Source organism: Roseateles agri (assembly GCF_034043675.1).
GTDB lineage: Bacteria > Pseudomonadota > Gammaproteobacteria > Burkholderiales > Burkholderiaceae_C > KK5.
Genome location: NZ_JAXCLA010000012.1, coordinates 66,946 through 86,708, shown reverse-complemented (window position 1 = coordinate 86,708; position 19,763 = coordinate 66,946). Strand labels below are relative to the sequence as shown.

Below are 19,763 nucleotides of genomic sequence, written 5' to 3'. Positions count from 1 at the left end.
ATCATGCCCATCCGCAAGAACCTGTTCGCCGCCAGCCTGCTGCTGGGCCTGGCCACGCTGCACCACGCGGCAACGGCCGCCCCGGCCGGCGCCAGCCTCTCCACCGGCTTCACCGATTTCACGACCTGGACCTTGCTGGGCAGCGCCACGGCCAGCAACACCACACCCGGCAACGGCTTCACCTACAGCGATCTGCGGCTGACGGCGCCCGGCGTCGAAGCCCAGGCCGGTGCCGGCTTCGCGCCGACCGCGCTGGCGCTGGATTTCAACCAGCCCTTCTTCTTCGACTTCAACTTCTTCATCGCGGGCACCCAACTGCGCGGCGACGGGCTGACCTTCACCCTGGCCACGGCGCCAGGCTTTGGCGGTGGCGGCAGCGCGCTGGGCTACGACGGCCTGGACCACAGCGTGGCGCTGGCCATCGACACCTTCAACTTCGACGGCGAACCGGTCTCGCCGAGCCTGCAGATCCTGCGCAACGGCGATGCATCGACGCCGCTGGCCGTCACCGAGACCGGACTCGGCGACGTGATCCGCAACGTGCCCTTCCAGTCCTATGCCAGCCTGACCTACACGCCGTCCGGCAACGGCGACGCGACCGGCACGCTGAGCGGCTTCCTGCAGGTCTACACGGCCGACGGCGATCCCTCGCAATACCAGACCTTTGCCGTGCAGGCCGCGGTCGACTTCAGCGACCTCGCCGGCAGCAGCATCTACTACGGCTTCACTGCCTCCACCGGCGCGGCCACCGACGGGCACTTCATCACCTCGGCGATGGCGGTGCCCGAGCCGGGTGCGGCAGCCTTGATGTTGCTGGGCGGCGCGGCACTGGCCGCGCGCCGCAAGCTCACTCGACGGCTTTGAGCATGTCCTCGACGACCTTCTTGGCGTCGCCGAACACCATCATCGTCTTGTCCATGTAGAACAGCTCGTTGTCCAGGCCGGCGTAGCCGGCCGCCATCGAGCGCTTGTTGACGATGATGGTCTTGGCCTTGTAGGCCTCCAGGATGGGCATGCCGTAGATGGCGCTGCCCTTCACGTGCGCGGCAGGGTTCACCACGTCGTTGGCGCCGAGGATGATGGCCACGTCCGCCTGGCCGAACTCGGCGTTGATGTCTTCCATCTCGAAAACCTGGTCGTAAGGCACCTCGGCTTCGGCCAGCAGCACGTTCATGTGGCCGGGCATGCGGCCGGCCACCGGGTGGATCGCGTACTTGACCGTCACGCCCTTCTCGGTGAGCTTGGCCGCCAGTTCCTTCACCGCGTGCTGGGCACGCGCCACCGCCAGGCCGTAGCCGGGGACGATGATCACGCTCTCGGCATTGCCCATCACGAAGGCCGCATCGTCCGCGCTGCCGCTCTTCACGTTTCGCTGCTGGGTCGAGCCGGCGGCCGCAGCCGTGGCGTCACCGCCGAAGCCACCCAGGATCACGTTGAAGAACGATCGGTTCATCGCCTTGCACATGATGTAGCTCAGGATCGCGCCCGAACTGCCCACCAGCGAGCCGGCGATGATCAGCATCGCGTTGTTCAGCGAGAAGCCGATGCCCGCCGCTGCCCAGCCGGAATAGCTGTTGAGCATCGAGACGACCACCGGCATGTCCGCGCCGCCGATCGGGATGATCAGCGTCACGCCGAGCACGAAGCCCAGCACCACGACCAGCGTGAAGTCGATGTTCGCCTGCGAATCCCAGAAGCCGTAGATGAAGAACACCGCCGCCAGGCCGAGGATCGCATTGACCGTGTGCTGGCCCTTGAACACGACAGGCGCACCCTGGAACAGCCGGAACTTGCTCTTGCCCGAGAGCTTGCCCCAGGCAATGACAGAGCCGGTGAAGGTCAGAGCGCCGATGAACGCGCCCAGGGCGAGTTCGATCCGGTTGCCGCCGGGGATCGTGCTGTCGCCGTGCGCGGCGATGGCAAAGGCGGCCGGCTCGCTCGCAGCCGCCGCGGCGATTGCCACGGCGGCCAGGCCGATCATGCTGTGGAAAAAGGCGACCAACTCGGGCATCTTAGTCATCTCGACCGTCTTGGCCCGCCAGGCGCCGTAGCCGCCGCCGACCACCACGCCGACCAGCACCCAGCCGAGGCCTAGCGCGGTGCCGCCGAGCTTGTAGATCAGCGCGACCGTCGTCAGCGCGGCGATGGTCATGCCGACCATGCCGAACACGTTGCCACGAATGGACGTGGTCGGGTGCGAGAGCCCCTTCAGCGCCTGGATGAAGCAGACGCTCGCCAGCAGGTAGAGCAGGACGATGAGGTTGATGCTCACTTGGCAGCCTCCGTGCTCTTCTTCTCCTTCTTCTTGAACATCGCCAGCATCCGCCTCGTCACGAGGAAGCCGCCGAAGATGTTCACCGAGGCCAGCGCCACGGCGACGACGCCCATCGTCTTGGCGAAGGGCGTCTCGGTCAGCGCGGCGGCCAGCATCGCGCCGACGATGACGACGGCGGACAGCGCGTTGGTCACGGCCATCAGCGGCGTGTGCAGCGCGGGCGTGACGGTCCAGACGACGTGGTAGCCCACGTAGATGGCGAGCACGAAGATGATCAGGTTCGTGACCGTGTGGTTGACGATGTCGAGTTCCATGGTGCGGATGTCCCCGGATAGTTACTTGCGCTTGACTTCGCCACCCTGCGTCATCAGGCAGGCCGCGACGATGTCGTCATCCATCGGCACGTTGAACGCGCCTTCCTTGGTGATGACGAGCTTGAGGAAGTCCAGCACGTTGCGGGCGTAGAGCGCCGAGGCATCGGCCGCCACCAGGGCTGGGAGATTCGTTTCGCCGACCAGCGTGACGCCGTGCTTGACGACCGTGCGGCCCGCTTCCGTCAGCGGGCAGTTGCCGCCGGCCGGTGCGGCGAGGTCGACGATCACCGAGCCCGGCTTCATCGCCTTGACCATGTCCTCGGTGACGAGCACCGGCGCGGCGCGGCCGGGGATCAGGGCCGTGGTGATGACCACGTCCGCCTGCGCGACGCGCTTGGCCACTTCGAGCTTCTGCCGGTCCAGCCAGCTCTGCGGCATCGGCCGCGCGTAGCCGCCGACGCCTTCCGCAGCTTCCTTTTCCTCGGCCGTCTCGTAGGGCACGTCGATGAACTTGGCGCCCAGCGATTCGACCTGTTCCTTCACCGAGGGCCGCACGTCGGAGGCCTCGATCACCGCGCCGAGCCGCTTGGCCGTGGCGATCGCCTGCAGGCCGGCCACGCCGACGCCCAGGATCACCACGCGCGCCGCCTTCACCGTGCCGGCCGCCGTCATCAGCATCGGGAAGAAGCGCTGGTACTTGTCGGCCGCGATCATCACGGCCTTGTAGCCGGCGATATTGGCCTGCGAGGACAGCACGTCCATGCTCTGCGCGCGCGTCGTGCGCGGCGCCGCTTCGAGCGCGAAGCTGGTGAGGCCGGCCGTGGCCAGCGCCTGCAAGCCGTCGCGGTCGAAGGGGTTCAGCATGCCGACGAGGTTGGTGCCGGGCTTGACCAGGCCCAGTTCCTCGGCGTTCGGGCTCCTGACCTTCAGCAGCAGTTCGGACTGGTAGGCGGTCGCGCGGTCGACGATCTGCGCACCCGCGGCCACGTAGGCCTCGTCGGTCGCGCTGGCCGCCAGGCCCGCACCGCTCTCGATGCGCAGCTGATGCCCCTGGGCGATCAATTTCTTGACCGTCTCGGGCGTGGCGGCCACGCGAGTTTCTCCGGCCGCGCTCTCGCGCGGGACACCGATCTGCATAGAAAGAACTCCCCGTTCTAACCGTTGGAATGGGCGGACTGCGGGCGAGCTTACACAATAGGCTCCGCGTCCGACATCCGGGCAAGCATGAAAGCGACAGTTGATGAACAACGAACGTTGGCGCCCCAGCGTCACGGTGGCCGCGGTGATCGAGCAGGACGGCCGCTACCTGCTGGTCGAGGAACTGACCCCCGAGGGCGTGATGCTGAACAACCCCGCGGGGCACCTCGAGCCGGGTGAATCGCCGCAGCAGGCGGTGGTGCGCGAGACGCTCGAAGAGACCGGCCGCAACTTCGCGCCCGAGGCCTTGCTGGGCATGTACCTGTCGCGCTTCTTTCGGCCTGCCACCGGGGAAGACGTGACTTATCTGCGCCTCGCGTTCTGCGGCGCGGCGGGTGATCCGATCGCCGGCTGGGTGCTCGACAAGGGCATCCTGCGCACGCTGTGGATGAGCGCCGAAGAGGTCCGCGCGAACGCGCACCGGATGCGCAGCCCGCTGGTCCTGCAATGCATCGAGGACCACGTCGCGGGGCGCCGTTTGCCGCTCGATACGATCCGCGCGGACGCCTCGATCTACATGCCGCAGGTCAAACAATAAATTTTTTACCCCGTTTCATTGAGGCAGGTCATGGACAAGACCGTGCGCCAGCCGGTTCTTGCTCCGTTTGGGACAATCGCCCCATGAAAAAGCAACGCATCGTCGTCGGCCTGTCCGGCGGCGTCGACTCCGCCGTCACCGCCCACCTGTTGAAACAGCAGGGGCATGAGGTCGTCGGCATCTTCATGAAGAACTGGGAAGACGATGACGACAGCGAGTACTGCTCGTCGAACATCGACTTCGTGGATGCGGCCGCCGTGGCCGACGTGATCGGCATCGAGATCGAGCACGTCAACTTCGCGGCCGACTACAAGGACCGCGTGTTCGCCGCCTTCCTGCGCGAGTACCAGGCCGGCCGCACGCCCAACCCCGACGTGCTCTGCAACGCCGAGATCAAGTTCAAGGCCTTCCTCGACCACGCGATGCGCCTGGGCGCCGAGAAGATCGCGACGGGGCACTACGCCCGCGTCCGCGAGCATGAGGGCCAGGTCCAGCTGCTGAAGGGCCTGGACAACACCAAGGACCAGAGCTACTTCCTGCACCGGCTGAACCAGGCACAGCTGAAGAAGACACTGTTCCCGGTCGGCGAGCTGAAGAAGACCGAGGTGCGCCGCATCGCCGAGGAGATTGGCCTGCCCAACGCGAAGAAGAAGGACTCGACCGGCATCTGCTTCATCGGCGAGCGGCCCTTCCGCGAATTCCTGAACCGCTACCTCGCCCACCAACCCGGCCCGATCAAGGACGAACGCGGCCGCAAGATCGGCGAACACGTGGGGCTGTCGTTCTACACGCTGGGCCAGCGCCAGGGCCTGGGCATCGGCGGCGTCAAGGAGAAGGGCGCCCCACGCGGTGGCGGCGAGCACGCGCCCTGGTTCGTGGCCCGCAAGGACGTGGAGACGAACACCTTGTACGTCGTGCAGGGCCACGACCACCCCTGGTTGCTGAGCACGAGTCTGGTGGCCGACGACATGAGCTGGACCTGCGCGCTGTCCGAGACCTCCGGAGAGCTGGGCGCCAAGACGCGCTACCGCCAGGCCGACGCAAGCTGCGAGTTCGAACCCGGCCCGCAGAGCTTCGCGCTGCGCTTCGCCGAGCCGCAGTGGGCCGTCACGCCGGGCCAGAGCGCAGTGCTGTACGACGGCGAGGTGTGCCTGGGCGGCGGCGTGATCGCCTCAGCCGCACCTTGAGCACCGTTTTTGATCGCTTGTTAGCGCGGGCTGCGCAGCCCACGGTGGTGCTGCGCGTCGCCGCGCTGTCGGTCTGCCTGCTCGAACTCGGCTCGGCCGCAGCCACCCTGGCGGGCTACCGCACCGATGCCTATGACGGCGTCGTGCCCGCGCTGTGGCTGCGCCTGGGCGGCTCGCCGAACGCGCCGCTGCTGCTGCTTGTCTGCCTGGCGCTGCTGGGCCTCTTCGCCTGGGCCTACTGGCAGCTCGCCCGCGACAGCCGGGCCGACCAGCCGCCGCCCAAGGCGCTGGGCCGCATCCTGCTGATCGATGCGCTGGCGCTGGCCGTCACGCCGGGCCTGCCCTTTCTCGTCACCGCGCTGGCCGCGCTGCTGCTGCGTGTGCGCACGGCCTTCCTGTTCGCGCTGGCCCAGGTGCTGCTGAACGTATTGCTCTACTGGCTGCTGCCGCTGGGCAGCGGCGCGGCCACACCCGAGGAAGTGCCCGCCTGGTTCGACAGCCTGGGCCTCTTCATGGCGATGCTGGCGCTGCACGGCATGGCCTTCGGCCTCGGTCGCATGGCCGCCGCCGAGGCCGAGAAGCGCCGCTGGCTGCAGGTGATGCTGGCCGAGCGGCTCAGCGCCGAGGCGCTGCAGGCCGAGCAACTGCGCTACAGCGAACGGACCTTGATGGCGCGCGAGCTGCACGACGTCGTTGGCCACCACCTGACGGCGCTGAACCTGCAGCTGCAGCTCGGCAGCGCGCTACTCCAGCGCAGCGATGCCGCCGGCGCCGCGCAGGCGGTGGACAAGGCCCGCGAGGGCGCGGCGCGCCTGCTGGCCGATGTGCGCGAGGCCGTCTCGCAGCAGCGCAGCTCACGCCGCATCGATCTCAGCAGCGCGCTGCAGGCGCTGGCCGACGGCATCGCCAGTACCCGCATCGAGCTGGACATCGACGCCGGCGCGCGCGACCTGAGTCCGCGCGTCGCCCATGCGCTGCTGCGCTGCGTGCAGGAGGCGGTGACGAACAGTGTGCGCCATGCGCGAGCCGCCCATGTGAGGGTCAAGCTGGCCGTCAGCAGCCCGGCAGACGACAATGGGGAGGTCCGGCTCAGCATCGAGGACGACGGCCCCGGTTCCGCGGACCTGGTCCCCGGCAACGGTCTGAAGGGCATGGCTGAGCGGATGACGGAGCTGGGCGGCAGCATGCAGGTGAGCCGCCGCAACCACGGCTTCGGCATCGAGCTGCGCTGCCCACGAAGCAGCGCTTGATCACGATGAACATCGGGAAGACATGGCAATCAAGATCCTGCTGGTCGAGGACCAGCAACTGGTGCGCGAAGGGCTCAAGGGCCTGCTCGCCCTGAGCGAGGAGCTGCAGATCGTCGGCGAGGCCAGCGATGGCGCGGAAGCGCTCGAGTGGCTCGCCCGGGCGGGTACCGCCGACGAGGGCATGCCCGACCTGATCCTCTCCGACATGCGCATGCCGCGCCTCGACGGCCTGGGCCTGATCCGCGCGCTGGCCGCGCGAGCACTGGCGATCCCCGTCGTGCTGCTGACCACCTTCGACGACGCCTCGGCTTTCGACGAGGCCGTGCGCGCCGGCGCGCGCGGCTTCCTGCTGAAGGCGATCAGCCCCGAGACCCTGCTGCAGGCGCTGCGCGACGTGCAGGCCGGCGGCACCGCGCTGCGCCCCTCGCTGACGACGCGGATGGAGCAGCGCCAGGGCGAGCCGCTGGCCTTCACCGCCGCCGATCAGCCCGACCCGCTGTCGCCCAAGGAGCTGCAGGTGCTGCGCCTGGTGGCCAGCGGCCGCAGCAATACCGAGATCGCCACCCTGCTGGGCAATAGCGAGGGTGTGATCAAGAACCACTGCTCGGCGATCTTCTCGAAGATGGGCGTGCGCGACCGCACGCAGGCCGTGCTCAGGGCAATCGATCTCGGCTGGATCTGAGCCCGAGGTGCAAGACCCAGTAGTAGCCGAAGTGGCCTGAACTGCGAGCGCAGGCCAGGCCGGCGTCCTGGAAGGTCGGCTCCATCAGGTTGCCGCAGTGATCGGCGCTGGAGGCCCAGCGATCCAGCACCTCGTCCAGGTCGCCGTCGCCGGCCGCCAGGTTCTCGCCGGCCCGCTGCATCGGATAGCCGGCCGCCCGTACGCGGCGGCCGAGCGTCTTCAAGACGAGGCCTTCGTGGCTCAAGGTGTCGCGCCCGGCCAATTCGTCGGCGTACTGGCGGGCTGACGCGGCCAGCTCGTCATTCCAGCGCAGCGGCCCCGCGGCAGCCATCGGGGTGGCGCCGCAGCTGCGAGCGGCGGCGCGCAGCGCATTGAGCGCGCGCAGGGCCTGCTCGGCCGAAGGCTGGCAATCGGGGCTGGGATCAGGTGAGGCGGCGGACGCCGCCGCTGCAAGACACGTCGCTGCCGCGATGACCAGGACGGCATGGCGCATGGACGGGAATGTTATGTCGACTTGTTACATAACGCGTCATCTGGACGCATGTTGACGCGTGACCGACTGCGCGCAGAATCCGTTTCATGCCTGCCACCATGATTCCCTGCCTGCGTTACGACGACGCACCCGCCGCGATCGACTGGTTGTGCCGCGCCTTCGGCTTCGAGCGCGGCCTGATCGTGCCCAACGACAGCGGCGGCATCGCGCACGCGCAGCTAGTGATGCGCGACGCCGCCCGCGGCGACGCGATGGTGATGCTGGGCTCGGCCACGCCGCAGGGCGAGTTCGGCCGCTTCACCGCGCAGCCGCATGAGACCGGCGGCCGCTCGACGCAGTGCCCGTACATCGTCATCGACGCGATCGACACGCACTGCGAGCGCGCCGCCGCCGCGGGCGCCGAAATGGTGATGCCGATCGCCGACCAGGACTACGGCGGCCGCGTCTACACCTGCAAGGACCCGGAAGGCCATCTGTGGTGCTTCGGCAGCTACGACCCCTGGGCGGAAGGCGGGGCATGACACGTCTGAGCCTTCTTCTGCTCGCACTGGTCGGCGCCAGCGTGGCGGCCTGCGCCGCGCCCCCGCCGCCGTCTTCGGCCGAGTTGGCGGACAAGGTCAGCGCCACGATCGGCGATGCAGCCTGCGACCAGTCGGACCAATGCCGCGTCATCGCCGTCGGCAGCAAGCCCTGCGGCGGTCCGAGCGGCTACCGGGCCTGGTCGACCCAGGGTTCCGATGCCAACGCGCTGCAGGCCGCCGTGCTGGCCCAGTCCACGGCAGAACAGCGGGAGCACGCGGCCAGTGGCATGCGCTCCACCTGCAACATCGTGCCTGTGCCGACGGCCAGCTGCCGGCCGCGCGACAGCGACGGCAAGAAGACCTGCCAGCTCGACCCGGCCAGCCTGCGGGGTCTGGACTAGGGACTGCTCGCGGCGCTTGCCGCCGATGCCGCTGGCGCAGCCGCCATGAGTTCCGGCACTCCACTAAACGCCCAGTCCTTTGCTTTCTTCACCGGCGAACCATCATCCTTGAACGCGCGCAGCAACGGATGAACTGAACGACTGCGGATTGCGTTGAAGCGGTCAGAACCTTCGCTGACCGGAATCAGTTCCCAGTCGGCCGCGTTCGTGAACGGATCGCGATAGATTCGGCGCAGGTGGTAGCGCGTCTTCAGGCCACGCTGATCGACAAGCAAATCTTCCAGCGAACGCGGGTACTGCGGGGCGGCAGGGTTGGGCGAAGCAGCCGCGTAGTTCGCGATCGCGCGAGCGATCTCGTTGCCGCGGAACACCAGCTCGGCCTCGCGTTCCCGTTCCGCCGCATTGCTCCAGCTCTGGCCCAGTGCTGCCAGCCCCGCCGCCGTCAGCGCGACGAAGAACAGCATCACCAGGTAGGTGAAGCCGTGCTGCCGGTCAGCCATCCGCTTCAAGTCACCGCCCAGTTACCAGTCAGAGAACAGCCGGCCATCCGACGCACGCCCGGCCGCACCGCTACGCACGTCGTACAGATTGCCGGACACCTGGGCATCGGGCGGTGGCGGTACCTCGACCCATTGGTCGCTCTTGCCGACCAGCGGATCTTCCGGGATCTCGCGGATGTAATGCTCCTCGGCCAGCTGCAGCAGCGAGTCGGGGTATTTGTTCTTGTCTGCGACGTAGTGGTCGATCGCGTCGCGCATCGTGTTCAGTGAAGTCCGCAGCGCGGCCTCCTTGGACTTCTGCAAGCCGCCGAAATAGCGCGGCGCGGCGATCGAGGCCAGCAGCGCGACGATGGCCATCACCACCAGCAGCTCGATCAGCGTAAATCCGCGAGGCCTCGTGCCCATCACCAATCCTTGTACCGCGAGCCGTCCAGCGCCTTCTTCGTGGAGCGCGAATAGACGTCGAACACATCGTTGCCGGCCCGCGGCTCGTCGGGCGGGCTGTCGGCACTGCGCAGGCCCCAGCTCAGCGCGACCTCCTGCGCCGGATCGGCAAACGGGTCGCGCGGCAGCCGGCGCAGGAAGTAGATCTTGCGGCCCTTGACGGACTTCACGTCGGCCACGCCCGCCACCAGCGCATCGAGGGTCGGCGGATAGCCGCTGGCGTCGGCTGGGCGGGCGATCGTGCCCTCGTCGGCCGCCTTTTTGTAGGCGTCGATCGCGGTGCGGATCTGCCGCAGCGCCGTGCGCAACTCGTGCTCGCGGCTGCGCTGCGCCGACATCTGCAGCATCGGCCGCGCCGCCATGGCGAGCACGCCCATCATCGCGAGCACGACGAGCATCTCGATCAGCGTAAAGCCGCGCGTGCGCACGTCTGAGTTACCTCGGCATTTCCACGGTCACGAGCCCCGCGCCCTCGGAGCGCGCCGGCACCGGCTCGCCATTGGGCCCGCTGGCCTGCAGGTTGCCGAACTCGATGTTCAGCACCTGTCCGTTGGCGGCCGGCAGCGCGCGCAGCACGACGACCTTCTCGCCGCGCGGCGGCAGCTCGACCGACAGCACTCCCGGCGGGGCGCCCGGCACGGTCAGCGGCAGCAGCAGCCGCGACCCGTCATAGGTCAGCTCGCCCTTGACGGTGAAGCCGCTCTCGTTGCGCAGGCTCACCGACACCGTGCCGCCCGGCGGGGCCGACGGCGTCACCTCGAAGCGCACCAGCGCTTCCTGCGGCGCCGCGGCCGGCGTGTCCTGCGGCTCGGTGGGTGGCGGGGCGCTGGGGCGGGGCGCGACCTGCCCCGTACTCATCGCCCCACCCACGCGCGCCTTCGGCTTCAACATCGTGCTAAAGGCGCCGGGCGAGCCGTCGGTGCCGCCGGCCATGCGGGTGACGCCGACGTCCGGCAGCACCAGGTTGCGCACGATGTGCGGTGTGATCAGCATCACCACCTCGGTCTTGCTGCGGTTCACGCCCTGCACGCCGAACAGCTTGCCCAGCAGCGGCAAGGTCGACAGGCCCGGGATGCCCTTGGAGTCGCCGCGGTCCTCGTCGTTGATCAGGCCGGCCAGCACCTGCGTCTCGCCGTCGTTCAGGCGCAGCGAGGTGGTGCTCTGGCGCGTGCCGATCTGGTAGGCAGTGGAGTCGCCGGGGCCGGTGACCTGGCCCAGCAGATTGCTGACCTCCAGGTTCAGCTTGATGATGACGTCGTTGTCCAGCTGCACCGAGGGCTCGACCTCCAGCTTCAGGCCCACGTCCAGGTAGGTGACCGAGGCCGCCACCGCATTGCCGCCGACCGACAGGTTGGACGTGGTCGTGAAGACCGGCACCTTCTCGCCGATGACGACCTTGGCCTTGTCGTGGTTGCGCACGCGGATCTTCGGGTTAGCCAGCAGGTTGGCGTTGGACGCGGTGCCGGTCATCGAGGCCACGATCTGCGGGTTGGCGATCGTCGCGCGGATGTCGTTGCGGTTCTTGCCGCCGACGAAGATGTTCGACACGCCGTTGCCCGCCGCGTCGAACACGCCCACCGCCGCCTGCGTCGGCCAGGACAGGCCCAGCGACTCGACCTTGTCGCTGCCGATCTCCATCACCGAGACGTCCAGCATCACCTCCGGCTCCGGCAGGTCAACCGAGGCGACCAGCTTCTCGACCAGGCGGATCACCTCCGGCGTGTCGCGCACGACCAGCAGGTTCAGCCGCTCGTCGATGTGGATGTCGCGCACCTTGGCGATCGTGCGCACCATCGCCTGCACGGTCTTCACGTCGGCATTGGTCAGGTACAGCGTGCGGGTGATCAGCTCCTGGTGCTCGCGCTGCTTGGCCGCGCTGTTCGGGAAGATCAGCACCGAGTTCTCGTTCAGCAACTTGCGGTCCAGCTGCTGCGTGCCGAGGATCACGCGCATCGCCTCGTCCAGGGTGACGTTGCGCAGGAAGATGGTGATCTTCGCGTCGGGCCGCACATCACGGTCGAACACGAAGTTGATGTCGGAGCTGCGCGCCAGCGCTTCGAAGACCTGGCGCAGCGGCGCATCTCGGAACTCCAGGGTCACCGGCTTCTGGAACGCGGGGCCGAGCGTCAGGCCGGCCGGATCCTCCAGCGGCCGCGCCTGCAGCGCCTGCGTCATCAAGAGCCGCGCATTGCCGTTCTGCGGCGACTCGGCCAGCAGCTCGCGGGCAATCGCCTCGGCGCGGTCGGCCTTGCCTTCGCGCAGCAGCGCGCGGGCCGTGGCGATCTTGGCGTCCGCCTTGCGGCCACGTTCCAGCTCCGTCTCGAACCAGGCCAGGCGCGGATGCTTGGGGTCGATCTCGCGCAGGCGTTGCACCGCCTCGCGGGCCTCGTCCCAGCGGCCGGCCGCGCGCAGGCCTTCGATCGTCATCAGCAGCCGCGTCGTCAGCAGCTCGCGGACGTGCGACTGCGCAATGAGGATCTCGCGGTCCTCGGGGTTCAGGCGGGCCGCTTCGTCCAGGGTGCGCAGCGCCTGCGGCAGCTGGTCGGCCTTGGCCTGCTCATCGGCCAGGCGCAGCGCCGGGTTGGCGCAGCCGGCCAGGCCCGCGGCCACCAGCATCAGAACGAGAGTGAGCGGCTTCAAGGTCATGATGGAGATGCGGGACGGAATGCGATCGTTTGAGGGAGCTTGGCCGGCAGCCAGATGAGGCTCAGCCCGGTGGCGCCGACCTGCTCGACGCGCCACTGGCCATCGATCACCTCGCCGGCATGCACGCCGAGGCTGCGGTTGGGGCCGGACAGGAAGGCCACCGCCCGCGGCTTGCCGTCGTCGCCCGGCTCTTCGAGGCGGCCGATCAGCTGGTAGGGGAAGGGCGGCGCCATCGGTGCCGCGGCGGCCACTGGCGCGCGGGGCGGCGGTGGGGGTGGCGCGGGCGGGGGGGGCGGCTGCCAGGCGGCGAGCTGGGCCGGCGTCACCGGCGCCCAGGCGGCGCGCTCGGTGGTGTTCCAGTCGACGATGCGGGGCGGCTCGATGTCGACAGGCTTCTTGTCGGACTTGCTGGTATCGACGCTTGCCGCGGTGCCCGGGCGGCGGTCACTGCCAGCCACCGCCTGCACGTCGGCCTCATCGTCATCGCCGGTCTGCGCGGCCCACATCGTCGCGGCCAGCGTGATCGCGAGCCCGCTGGCCAGCAGCCAGTGGCGCAGTTGCAGCGGCTTGTTGCCCGTCTTGTCCGACGCGCCGCTCATCAGGACTCGCCTCCGCTGCGGCTGTGCAGCGACCAGACCAGCTCGGCCTCCACCTCGGGCGCCAGCGGCGAGGCGCGGCGCAGCTTCAGACTGTCCAGGCTCAGCGCCGGGTCGTGCTCCAGCGCCGCCTCGATGTAGTGGCGCAGCTGCGCGTAGCCGCCGGTCAGCGGCATGCTGATGCGCAGGCGCTCCAGGCCGGCGGCCTTGTCGACGCTGAGCCGGTGCTCGGTGCGCACCGGCGTCAGGCCGATGCGCAGGCCGATCTCGAGCAGGTCGGCCAGGCGCTGCTGGCGCTCGGTGGCGGGCGGCAGGTTGTTGTGCCACTCGTCCGGGGTGGCCGGCGCTTCGGTGATCGTCTTGTCGGCGCCGCTGGCCTGCAGCGCGCGCAGGCGCGTGCGCAGACCGTCGGCGCGGGCCTGCAGCTCGGCCGTCTGCGTGTCCCAGCGATGCGCGGTGAAGGCCAGCGCTGCGGCGGCGATCAGCGCCAGCAGGCCGGCCAGACCCGGCAAGCCGAGTGTGCGCAGCTGTCGCTTCAGTTCAGCGTTGGCGATGTTCATGAGGGCTTGTGCTCCTCTTTGGCGGGCAACTCGGCCTTCAGCCGATCGGTCTGCAGCCGGGCGCCCAGTTCGAAGCGCTGGCCGACGAGGCCCTGCTCGCCGTTCTGGAAGCGACTCAGCACCACGTTGCCCCAGCCGGGCGCGGCGGCGAGCCGGTCCACCAGTTGCAGCGCCACCGCCTTGTCCTGCACCAGGCCTTCTAGCCGCAGCTCGTTGCGGCCGGCGCTGTAGTCCAGCGACAGCCAGCTCAGTTGTCCCGCCGGCAGACTGGCGCCGGCCTCCTCGACATTGGCCAGCAGCGGTTCCCAGTTCTGCTGCAGCAGCGCCTGCACCTCGGCGGCGCTGCGCAGGCGGTCGGCGTCGGCGGTCGTCGTGGTTCGGGTAATACGCGGCGCCGCCGCAGCGACTGGCTTGCGGCCCGCGACGCGCGCGGCCAGTCCGTCGACGCCCGCCTGCGCCTCGTCGTGCTGGCGATGACTGTCGACGGCGCTCCAGCCGGCCGTGGCCAGCACCAGCAGGCCCGTCAGCGCGAGCGGCCAGGCCAGCAGCGAGTGGCGCACGCGCTGCGCCAGGAAGTCTGGTTGCGGCAGCGCGCGGTCGGCGGTGCGCGTCGCTTGTGCGAACAGACCCAGCTCTGGCTGGGTCGCGTCGAGTCGGCCGAGCACTTGCATCTGGGCCGGCATCGAGGCCTCGCCGGTGAGTCCATAACCCGCTGCCGTGACGGCGTCCACCGCATCCGCCGCACGCAGCTCGTTCAAGGTCTCGGCCAATGCGGCAAGCGTCGGTTCGACGAGCCGCTGCTGGCGCACAGCGGCGACATCGCCAGCCTTCAACACCACCCACGACAGCAGGCTGCCTTCGACCCAGGCGAGCGCAGCCGTCGCCTGCTCGCGCGCCAGGCGCTGCAGCAGCGGTGCCCAGGCCGGACGCGCGCTGCGCAGGTCGACGTCCGCTTCGTCGGTGGCCTGCTGCAGCGCCGCCCAATCCAGGCCATGCAGCGCGGCAGCGCCACGCCGGGAACCCGCCCGCCAGCCGGCCAGCGGCCAGCGCTGCGCGGCGGCGCCGAAGTAGTGGCTGAACAACTGGCGCGCGTAGGTCTGCAGCGCCGCCTCGTCGTCCAGCGGCAGACCCGGCTCGCAGACCAGCTCGTGCAGCAGCCGGGCCGAGACGATCACATCGGCCGCCTGGCCCGCGTGGCTCGCGCACCAATCGGCGAAAGGCAAGACCTGGCCCTCGACCGTCTGCACGCCGTCCGGGCCGAGGAACAGCGTCTGCGGCTTCGCCAGCCGCGCGGCGAGGCGACGGCGCCAGCGCAGCATCTTGTTGGGCTTTCCGCTACTCATCAAGCGTCACCCGTTCCAGTTCCTCGAAGGTCGTCTCGCCGCGGCAGACGGCCAGCAGCGCGACGGCGCGCAGCGGCTTCATGCCGCGGGCGCGGGCGGCTTCCTTGATCTGAGACATCGGCGCGCGGGCGACGATCAGGTCGCGCAGCGCGTCGTCCAGCTTCAGTAGCTCGGCGACCGCACGGCGGCCCTTGTAGCCGGTGCCACGGCAGTGGCCGCAGCCCTCGCCCTTCAGGAACGTACCCTCGCCGGGCTTCAGGCCGTGGCGTTGCAAGGTGGCCTCATCGGGCAGGAAGGGCCGCGCGCAGTGCTTGCAGGTGAGCCGTACCAGCCGCTGCGCCAGCACCGCGTTCAGCGCGGAGACGACGTTGTAGAGGTCCAGTCCCATGTGCATGAAGCGGCCGATCACGTCGAAGGCGTTGTTCGCGTGGACGGTGCTGAACACGAGGTGGCCCGTCAGCGCGGCCTGCACGGCGATCTGCGCGGTCTCGGCATCGCGGATCTCGCCGACCATCACGCGGTCCGGGTCGTGGCGCAGGATCGAGCGCAGGCCGCGCGAGAAGGTCAGGCCTTTCTTCTCGTTAACGGGGATCTGCACGACGCCGGGCAGTTGGTACTCGACCGGGTCCTCGATCGTGATGATCTTGTCGGTACCGGTGTGGATCTCGGCCAGGGTGGCGTAGAGCGTCGTCGTCTTGCCAGAGCCGGTCGGGCCGGTCACCAGCAGCATGCCGTGGGGCTGGCGCGCCTGGTGGCGCACGGCGGCGCGCTCGTCGCCGTCGAAGCCCAGCGAATCGAGCGTCAACGCGCCGGCCTGCTCGATGCGGGCACGGTCGAGGATACGGATGACGGCGTCCTCGCCGAACACGCTGGGCATGATCGAGAGCCGGAAGTCGACCTCGCGGCCCTGCACGCGCAGCTTGAAGCGGCCGTCCTGCGGCAGCCGGCGCTCGCCGATGTCGAGCTCGCTCATCACCTTCAGCCGCGAGACGAGTTGCTCGGCGGTGGCCGCGCCGTCGACCGAGCGCACCATCGCCATCACGCCGTCGACACGGAAGCGCACCGTCGCGCCACGCGCCGTGCATTCGATGTGGACGTCGCTGGCACCGTCCTGCAGCGCGTCGTAGAGCAGTGCGTTCAAGAGGCGCACGACCGGGCTGGCCTGTTCGGAGAGGCGCAGGGCCGACAGCTCTTCCGCGGCCTCACCGACCTCGGCCTCGACGCTGTCTTCCTCGACGTCGGACAGCGCGCGGAAGTCCGCCTCGCCGGCGCCGAGCCAGTGCGTGATCGCCGCCGGATCGCAGCGCAGCCAGCGCACCGGTCCCTGCAGCCGCGCCTCGACGCTCTGCAGCAGCAGGCTGTCCAGCTCGCGCTCCGCCAGCAGCATGCGCCGGCCCGAGGCCTCGCCGACGGCCAGCACCGTGCGCCAGCGCTGGGCCTGCGCCTGCGGCCAGTGCTCGAAGTCCAGATGCCACGGGCCTTGATCGGCCGGCAGCCAGTCCGCCAGCGAGTGAGCGTTCAGCGCTGCGCTCATTGCACCTGCTCCGCCAGCTGGAAGATCGGCAGGTACATCAGGACGATGATGCCGCCGATCAGCACGCCCATCACCAGCATCAGCGCGGGGTTGATCGCACGGGTCAACAGCTCGGTGAGGCGCACGGCCTCTTCGTCGTGGAAGGCGGCGGCGCGCTCCAGCATGCCGGCCACCTCGCCGCTGCGCTCACCGACCCGCACCATGCGCCGCGCCACCGGCGTGGCGAGGTTCTCGCCCTCCAGCACCTCGGACAGACGCTCGCCCCGCTCGATGCGCGCGCAGGCGGCGCCGACCGCCGGCCGCCACGGCGCGGCGACCACGTCCTGCACGATGCGCAGCGCGGGCAGCACGGGCACGCCGGAGGCCAGCAGCATCGCCAGGCTGCGGTACAGCCGCGCCAGCGCCAGCACGCGCAGCCGCGCGCCGAGGCCCGGCAGGGTCCACAGCGAGGCCTGCAGGCGCAGCCGCAACGCCTCGTTGCGCCACAGCGCCGCACCCACCGCCAGCAGCGCGGCCAGCGCGCCGAGCACCGCACCCGGGTGCTGGCCGGCCGTCTGGCCGAACAGGATCAGCATGCGCGAGGCCCAGGGCAGGTCGGTGTTGAGTCCGTCCAGGATGCCGGCGAAGCGCGGCAGCACGAACAGCAGCAGGAACAGGATCACCGCACCGCCGACGGCCAGCAGCATCAGCGGATAGATGCAGGCCGCGACAAGGCGCGAGCGCAGGTTCTCCACCCAGGCCAGGTACTGCGCGTGCTGCGCCAGCGCGGTGCTCAACTGGCCCGTGCGCTCGTTGGCCGAGACGATGGCGCAGACCAGTTCGTCGAAGGCCTGCGGCTGGCGCCGCATCGCCGCCGACAGTGGCAGGCCCTGCTCGACGCTGTCGATCACCGCGTCCAGCGCCTGCCGCACGGCGCCGTTCGCTTCCTTCTCGCGCAGGGTGTTCAGCGCTTCCAGCAGCGCGATGCCGGCGTCCAGCAGCACCGCCAACTCCTGGCTGAACAGGCGCAATGGGAAGTTCTTCGTCTTGGCGGTGCCGCGTTCGGCCGTCTTGGTCGACAGCTCCTGCACCGCCAGCACATGCTGCGGCGCCACGCCCAGCGCCGCGGCGACCGACTGACGGTCCGCCGCATCGATGCGCTGGGTCCTGACCGCCCCGTCAGGGCCGAAGACCCTGGCTTGATAGCTGGGCATCGCGGCTCACCAACTGACGAGGTCCGCGTCTTCGCCCTCGCCGCCGGGGCGGCCATCGCGGCCGTAGGACAGCAGGTCGTACTCGCCGTGCTCGCCGGGCGCGCGGTACTGGTAGTCGTTGTGCCAGGGGTCCTTGGGCAGCGCCTTGGACAGGTAGGGCCCGGCCCAGCGCGGCTCGTCCGAGGGCTTCACGACCAGCGCCTGCAGGCCCTGCTCGGTCGACGGGTAGCGGCCGACATCGAGCCGGTACTGGTCCAGCGCCTTCTGCAGCGCATCGATCTGCGCCTTCGCCGCCTTGACCTCCGACTTGCCGATCTGGCCGAAGAACTTCGGACCGACATAACCGGCCAGCAGGCCGATGATGACCATCACGACCAGCAGTTCGAGCAGCGTAAAGCCGGCGTGGTAGCGGCGGCGAAAAGCGGAAGAGGAGGAGGCCATGGAAGACTCAGCTTCAGGGAAGACGAACTGCTGTTTCATCAATCAAGTATCGAGACAGTGTTCGGCTGGAGCCTGACTGTCTCATGACCGACCGGCGGCAGCCATTGGGACATGACCGACCCTCATTGTGGGGGACGCCCCGGGTCAGCACGATGACAACCCACAGCCCTTGCCGGCTTCGGTAAATTAGGCACAGCTAGGTAGTAACCCGCAGGCACGTCACTTGCAATGGCGGTTTGATCCGGAGTTCGAGCCATGAAGCCCTTGCTGTCCACCCGCCTGTCGCTGATCGCCCTGCTGGTCCTGCTGGGCGCCTGGCCCGCGCGCGCCGAAACGATCAACGATGTTCTCGACCGTTCGCAGCAGTTGCAGCTCGAATCCTTCGAGCTGGCGGCACCGGACGGGCGAGAGGCGCAGATCCTGCAGCAGAGCTTCAACGAACTGCTGAAGGCCCTGGCGATGAACGGCCAGGCCGAATTGCATGTGATCGTCGGCCCGACGATCGCCGAAACCCTCAACGGCCACGCGCTGGTGGCCAATGCGCGGCTGGCCGATGCACCGGAACAGGTGCGCCTCTTCGTGCTGGCGCACGAACTCGGGCATGTGTCGCTGAACCACTGGCGCCAGATGGGCCTGCTGTTCCAGAAATGGGTGCCGGGCGAGATCGACGCCCGCCGGCCGATCGAACCGCAGTTGAACGAACGGATGGGCCGCGACGCCGCGCGCCTGGCCAACCAGCAGGAATTCGAGGCCGACGCCTTCGCCGGCCGGGTCCTGACGAAGCTACGGCCGGCCAGCTACAACCCGCAAGGCGTGTTCATGTACCTCGGCGCGCAGAACGACACCGTGACGCACCCGAGCACGCAGCGAAGGCTGGCGGCGCTGCGCTGGCAGGCGGACCTGCTGAAGCCGCAGCCCTAGTCAGTCCTCGACGATGGCCCAGCCCGCGCGCTGCGCCTGGGCCCGCAACCGCACGTCCGGCCGCACCGCCACCGGCTGCGACACCGCCTCCAAGAGCGGCAGGTCGTTGAACGAATCGGTGTAGAACCAGCTGCGCTCGAAGGCGCAGCAGTGGAGCGAGCGGGCGGACAGCCAGTCGTCGACGCGGCTTCGCTTGTGCTCGCGAAAGCAGGGCTGGCCGACGATCTCGCCGGTGAAGCGGCCGCGCGCATCGCGGGCGGACTCGGTGGCGATCACGTAAGGGATGTCGAACAGGCGGGCGAAGGGTTCGGCGATGAAGCGGGTCGTAGCGGTCACCAGCGCGCACAGCGCGCCGGCATTGCGATGGCGGCGGACCAGCGCCTGCATCAGGGCCGGGAGCTGCGGCGCCATCGCGGCTTCGAACTCCGTCGCCCAGAACTCGATGGCCGTCGACGGAAAGGCACCCAGCGGCGCGACGGTGGCGCGGTGCAGCGCGACGATGTCGAGCTTACCGTCGACATAGGCCTGGCATGCGGCCAGGTAGTCGTCCGGAGCCGTGGCGGGCAGCACGCCGCGCCCGGCCAGAAAGCGGGTCCAGGCCATGCCGCTGTCGAACGGGATCAGCGTGTGATCGAGGTCGAACAGTGCAAGATCCATGGTCAAGGCTCCCGCGGTCGTTGGCATTTCGGGCCGAGCGCCGGGCCGCCCCAAGCCGGCCCGCTGGCGA

General features: G+C 69.3%; 23 protein-coding genes. 8 read left to right on the top strand and 15 right to left on the bottom strand.

Going from position 1 to position 19,763, the window contains the following annotated elements; translation table 11 throughout:
* Nucleotides 1-3: 3 nt before the first annotated feature.
* Nucleotides 4-864: a PEP-CTERM sorting domain-containing protein gene (locus SNE35_RS30390; RefSeq protein ID WP_320426819.1), complete on the top strand. Its 861-nt coding sequence runs from the start codon at nt 4-6 to the stop codon at nt 862-864.
* Here SNE35_RS30390 and SNE35_RS30385 read toward each other — a convergent pair.
* Genes SNE35_RS30385 through SNE35_RS30375 form a run of 3 tightly spaced genes read right to left on the bottom strand, consistent with a single transcriptional unit; the run spans nt 848 to nt 3,726 of the window.
* Nucleotides 848-2,272 (bottom strand): NAD(P)(+) transhydrogenase (Re/Si-specific) subunit beta, encoded by a 1,425-nt coding sequence (locus SNE35_RS30385; protein ID WP_320426818.1) that lies wholly within the window; start codon nt 2,270-2,272, stop codon nt 848-850. The genes SNE35_RS30390 and SNE35_RS30385 overlap by 17 nt on opposite strands.
* On the bottom strand, nt 2,269-2,589 hold the full coding sequence (locus SNE35_RS30380) for an NAD(P) transhydrogenase subunit alpha part 2 (RefSeq protein ID WP_320426817.1): 321 nt from the start codon (nt 2,587-2,589) through the stop codon (nt 2,269-2,271). Before SNE35_RS30380 ends, SNE35_RS30385 begins: the two co-directional genes overlap by 4 nt.
* A gap of 21 nt (nt 2,590-2,610) precedes the next feature.
* Nucleotides 2,611-3,726, bottom strand: a complete 1,116-nt coding sequence (locus SNE35_RS30375) for a Re/Si-specific NAD(P)(+) transhydrogenase subunit alpha (RefSeq protein ID WP_320426816.1) — start codon at nt 3,724-3,726, stop codon at nt 2,611-2,613.
* A 103-nt stretch (nt 3,727-3,829) separates the two neighbouring features.
* Between SNE35_RS30375 and SNE35_RS30370 the strand changes: the two genes are divergently transcribed.
* From SNE35_RS30370 to SNE35_RS30355, 4 genes are all read left to right on the top strand, one after another.
* The gene (locus tag SNE35_RS30370; protein WP_320426815.1) at nt 3,830-4,324 is read left to right on the top strand and encodes an NUDIX hydrolase; all 495 of its coding nucleotides are present in this window, start codon (nt 3,830-3,832) and stop codon (nt 4,322-4,324) included.
* An 83-nt stretch (nt 4,325-4,407) separates the two neighbouring features.
* Nucleotides 4,408-5,511 carry a tRNA 2-thiouridine(34) synthase MnmA gene (gene mnmA / locus SNE35_RS30365; RefSeq protein ID WP_320426814.1) on the top strand — a complete coding sequence of 368 codons (1,104 nt, stop codon included), beginning with the start codon at nt 4,408-4,410 and terminating at the stop codon, nt 5,509-5,511.
* Complete coding sequence (locus SNE35_RS30360; protein WP_320426813.1) at nt 5,508-6,761, top strand: sensor histidine kinase; 1,254 nt, start codon at nt 5,508-5,510, stop codon at nt 6,759-6,761. Before mnmA ends, SNE35_RS30360 begins: the two co-directional genes overlap by 4 nt.
* 22 nt (nt 6,762-6,783) lie before the next feature.
* On the top strand, nt 6,784-7,443 hold the full coding sequence (locus SNE35_RS30355; RefSeq protein WP_320426812.1) for a response regulator transcription factor: 660 nt from the start codon (nt 6,784-6,786) through the stop codon (nt 7,441-7,443).
* Here SNE35_RS30355 and SNE35_RS30350 read toward each other — a convergent pair.
* Nucleotides 7,415-7,936, bottom strand: a complete 522-nt coding sequence (locus tag SNE35_RS30350) for a CAP domain-containing protein (RefSeq protein WP_320426811.1) — start codon at nt 7,934-7,936, stop codon at nt 7,415-7,417. The two genes, SNE35_RS30355 and SNE35_RS30350, sit on opposite strands and share 29 nt — an antisense overlap.
* Before the next feature lie 86 nt (nt 7,937-8,022).
* Between SNE35_RS30350 and SNE35_RS30345 the strand changes: the two genes are divergently transcribed.
* Together SNE35_RS30345 and SNE35_RS30340 are read left to right on the top strand one after the other, a co-directional pair.
* Nucleotides 8,023-8,457 carry a VOC family protein gene (locus SNE35_RS30345; protein ID WP_320426810.1) on the top strand — a complete coding sequence of 145 codons (435 nt, stop codon included), beginning with the start codon at nt 8,023-8,025 and terminating at the stop codon, nt 8,455-8,457.
* Nucleotides 8,454-8,858, top strand: a complete 405-nt coding sequence (locus tag SNE35_RS30340; RefSeq protein ID WP_320426809.1) for a hypothetical protein — start codon at nt 8,454-8,456, stop codon at nt 8,856-8,858. Before SNE35_RS30345 ends, SNE35_RS30340 begins: the two co-directional genes overlap by 4 nt.
* On the opposite strand, the gene SNE35_RS30335 is transcribed toward SNE35_RS30340, so the two are convergent.
* The 10 genes from SNE35_RS30335 to gspG are packed head-to-tail and all read right to left on the bottom strand — an operon-like array spanning nt 8,855 to nt 18,115.
* A complete protein-coding gene (locus SNE35_RS30335) occupies nt 8,855-9,358 on the bottom strand; it encodes a type II secretion system protein (RefSeq protein ID WP_320426808.1) in 504 nt (167 codons plus the stop codon). The genes SNE35_RS30340 and SNE35_RS30335 overlap by 4 nt on opposite strands.
* A gap of 21 nt (nt 9,359-9,379) precedes the next feature.
* The gene (locus tag SNE35_RS30330) at nt 9,380-9,763 is read right to left on the bottom strand and encodes a type II secretion system protein (RefSeq protein ID WP_320426807.1); all 384 of its coding nucleotides are present in this window, start codon (nt 9,761-9,763) and stop codon (nt 9,380-9,382) included.
* Entirely contained in the window at nt 9,763-10,230 is a 468-nt protein-coding gene (locus SNE35_RS30325) for a type II secretion system protein (protein WP_320426806.1), read from the bottom strand. The genes SNE35_RS30330 and SNE35_RS30325 overlap by 1 nt, the downstream gene beginning before the upstream one ends.
* 7 nt (nt 10,231-10,237) lie before the next feature.
* Complete coding sequence (locus SNE35_RS30320) at nt 10,238-12,448, bottom strand: secretin N-terminal domain-containing protein (RefSeq protein ID WP_320426805.1); 2,211 nt, start codon at nt 12,446-12,448, stop codon at nt 10,238-10,240.
* Nucleotides 12,445-13,047, bottom strand: a complete 603-nt coding sequence (locus SNE35_RS30315) for a hypothetical protein (protein WP_320426804.1) — start codon at nt 13,045-13,047, stop codon at nt 12,445-12,447. The genes SNE35_RS30320 and SNE35_RS30315 overlap by 4 nt, the downstream gene beginning before the upstream one ends.
* Nucleotides 13,047-13,604, bottom strand: a complete 558-nt coding sequence (locus SNE35_RS30310; protein WP_320426803.1) for a hypothetical protein — start codon at nt 13,602-13,604, stop codon at nt 13,047-13,049. Before SNE35_RS30310 ends, SNE35_RS30315 begins: the two co-directional genes overlap by 1 nt.
* On the bottom strand, nt 13,601-14,947 hold the full coding sequence (locus SNE35_RS30305; RefSeq protein ID WP_320426802.1) for a hypothetical protein: 1,347 nt from the start codon (nt 14,945-14,947) through the stop codon (nt 13,601-13,603). Before SNE35_RS30305 ends, SNE35_RS30310 begins: the two co-directional genes overlap by 4 nt.
* A complete protein-coding gene (locus SNE35_RS30300; protein WP_320426801.1) occupies nt 14,940-16,481 on the bottom strand; it encodes a GspE/PulE family protein in 1,542 nt (513 codons plus the stop codon). The genes SNE35_RS30305 and SNE35_RS30300 overlap by 8 nt, the downstream gene beginning before the upstream one ends.
* Nucleotides 16,478-17,674, bottom strand: coding sequence for a type II secretion system F family protein (locus SNE35_RS30295; protein ID WP_320426800.1), 1,197 nt, complete (start codon nt 17,672-17,674; stop codon nt 16,478-16,480). Before SNE35_RS30295 ends, SNE35_RS30300 begins: the two co-directional genes overlap by 4 nt.
* A 6-nt stretch (nt 17,675-17,680) precedes the next feature.
* Entirely contained in the window at nt 17,681-18,115 is a 435-nt protein-coding gene (gene gspG / locus SNE35_RS30290) for a type II secretion system major pseudopilin GspG (protein ID WP_320426799.1), read from the bottom strand.
* 255 nt (nt 18,116-18,370) lie between these two features.
* On the opposite strand from gspG, the gene SNE35_RS30285 reads away from it, so the two are divergent.
* Complete coding sequence (locus SNE35_RS30285; protein ID WP_320426798.1) at nt 18,371-19,036, top strand: M48 family metalloprotease; 666 nt, start codon at nt 18,371-18,373, stop codon at nt 19,034-19,036.
* Here the strand turns inward: SNE35_RS30285 and SNE35_RS30280 are convergent, their stop codons facing one another.
* A complete protein-coding gene (locus tag SNE35_RS30280) occupies nt 19,037-19,693 on the bottom strand; it encodes an HAD family hydrolase (RefSeq protein WP_320426797.1) in 657 nt (218 codons plus the stop codon).
* Between the last annotated feature and the right edge of the window lie 70 nt (nt 19,694-19,763).

What these genes read in the sequence shown, in the direction of transcription:
- SNE35_RS30350 (WP_320426811.1), bottom strand. Translation starts at nt 7,936, where the DNA reads ATGCGCCATGCCGTCCTGGTCATCGCGGCAGCGACGTGTCTTGCAGCG.
- SNE35_RS30375 (WP_320426816.1), bottom strand. Translation starts at nt 3,726, where the DNA reads ATGCAGATCGGTGTCCCGCGCGAGAGCGCGGCCGGAGAAACTCGCGTG.
- SNE35_RS30280 (WP_320426797.1), bottom strand. Translation starts at nt 19,693, where the DNA reads ATGGATCTTGCACTGTTCGACCTCGATCACACGCTGATCCCGTTCGAC.
- SNE35_RS30305 (WP_320426802.1), bottom strand. Translation starts at nt 14,947, where the DNA reads ATGAGTAGCGGAAAGCCCAACAAGATGCTGCGCTGGCGCCGTCGCCTC.
- SNE35_RS30310 (WP_320426803.1), bottom strand. Translation starts at nt 13,604, where the DNA reads ATGAACATCGCCAACGCTGAACTGAAGCGACAGCTGCGCACACTCGGC.
- SNE35_RS30295 (WP_320426800.1), bottom strand. Translation starts at nt 17,674, where the DNA reads ATGCCCAGCTATCAAGCCAGGGTCTTCGGCCCTGACGGGGCGGTCAGG.
- SNE35_RS30320 (WP_320426805.1), bottom strand. Translation starts at nt 12,448, where the DNA reads ATGACCTTGAAGCCGCTCACTCTCGTTCTGATGCTGGTGGCCGCGGGC.
- SNE35_RS30345 (WP_320426810.1), top strand. Translation starts at nt 8,023, where the DNA reads ATGCCTGCCACCATGATTCCCTGCCTGCGTTACGACGACGCACCCGCC.
- SNE35_RS30300 (WP_320426801.1), bottom strand. Translation starts at nt 16,481, where the DNA reads ATGAGCGCAGCGCTGAACGCTCACTCGCTGGCGGACTGGCTGCCGGCC.
- SNE35_RS30335 (WP_320426808.1), bottom strand. Translation starts at nt 9,358, where the DNA reads ATGGCTGACCGGCAGCACGGCTTCACCTACCTGGTGATGCTGTTCTTC.
- gspG (WP_320426799.1), bottom strand. Translation starts at nt 18,115, where the DNA reads ATGGCCTCCTCCTCTTCCGCTTTTCGCCGCCGCTACCACGCCGGCTTT.
- mnmA (WP_320426814.1), top strand. Translation starts at nt 4,408, where the DNA reads ATGAAAAAGCAACGCATCGTCGTCGGCCTGTCCGGCGGCGTCGACTCC.
- SNE35_RS30285 (WP_320426798.1), top strand. Translation starts at nt 18,371, where the DNA reads ATGAAGCCCTTGCTGTCCACCCGCCTGTCGCTGATCGCCCTGCTGGTC.
- SNE35_RS30390 (WP_320426819.1), top strand. Translation starts at nt 4, where the DNA reads ATGCCCATCCGCAAGAACCTGTTCGCCGCCAGCCTGCTGCTGGGCCTG.
- SNE35_RS30340 (WP_320426809.1), top strand. Translation starts at nt 8,454, where the DNA reads ATGACACGTCTGAGCCTTCTTCTGCTCGCACTGGTCGGCGCCAGCGTG.
- SNE35_RS30315 (WP_320426804.1), bottom strand. Translation starts at nt 13,047, where the DNA reads ATGAGCGGCGCGTCGGACAAGACGGGCAACAAGCCGCTGCAACTGCGC.
- SNE35_RS30370 (WP_320426815.1), top strand. Translation starts at nt 3,830, where the DNA reads ATGAACAACGAACGTTGGCGCCCCAGCGTCACGGTGGCCGCGGTGATC.
- SNE35_RS30380 (WP_320426817.1), bottom strand. Translation starts at nt 2,589, where the DNA reads ATGGAACTCGACATCGTCAACCACACGGTCACGAACCTGATCATCTTC.
- SNE35_RS30355 (WP_320426812.1), top strand. Translation starts at nt 6,784, where the DNA reads ATGGCAATCAAGATCCTGCTGGTCGAGGACCAGCAACTGGTGCGCGAA.
- SNE35_RS30330 (WP_320426807.1), bottom strand. Translation starts at nt 9,763, where the DNA reads ATGGGCACGAGGCCTCGCGGATTTACGCTGATCGAGCTGCTGGTGGTG.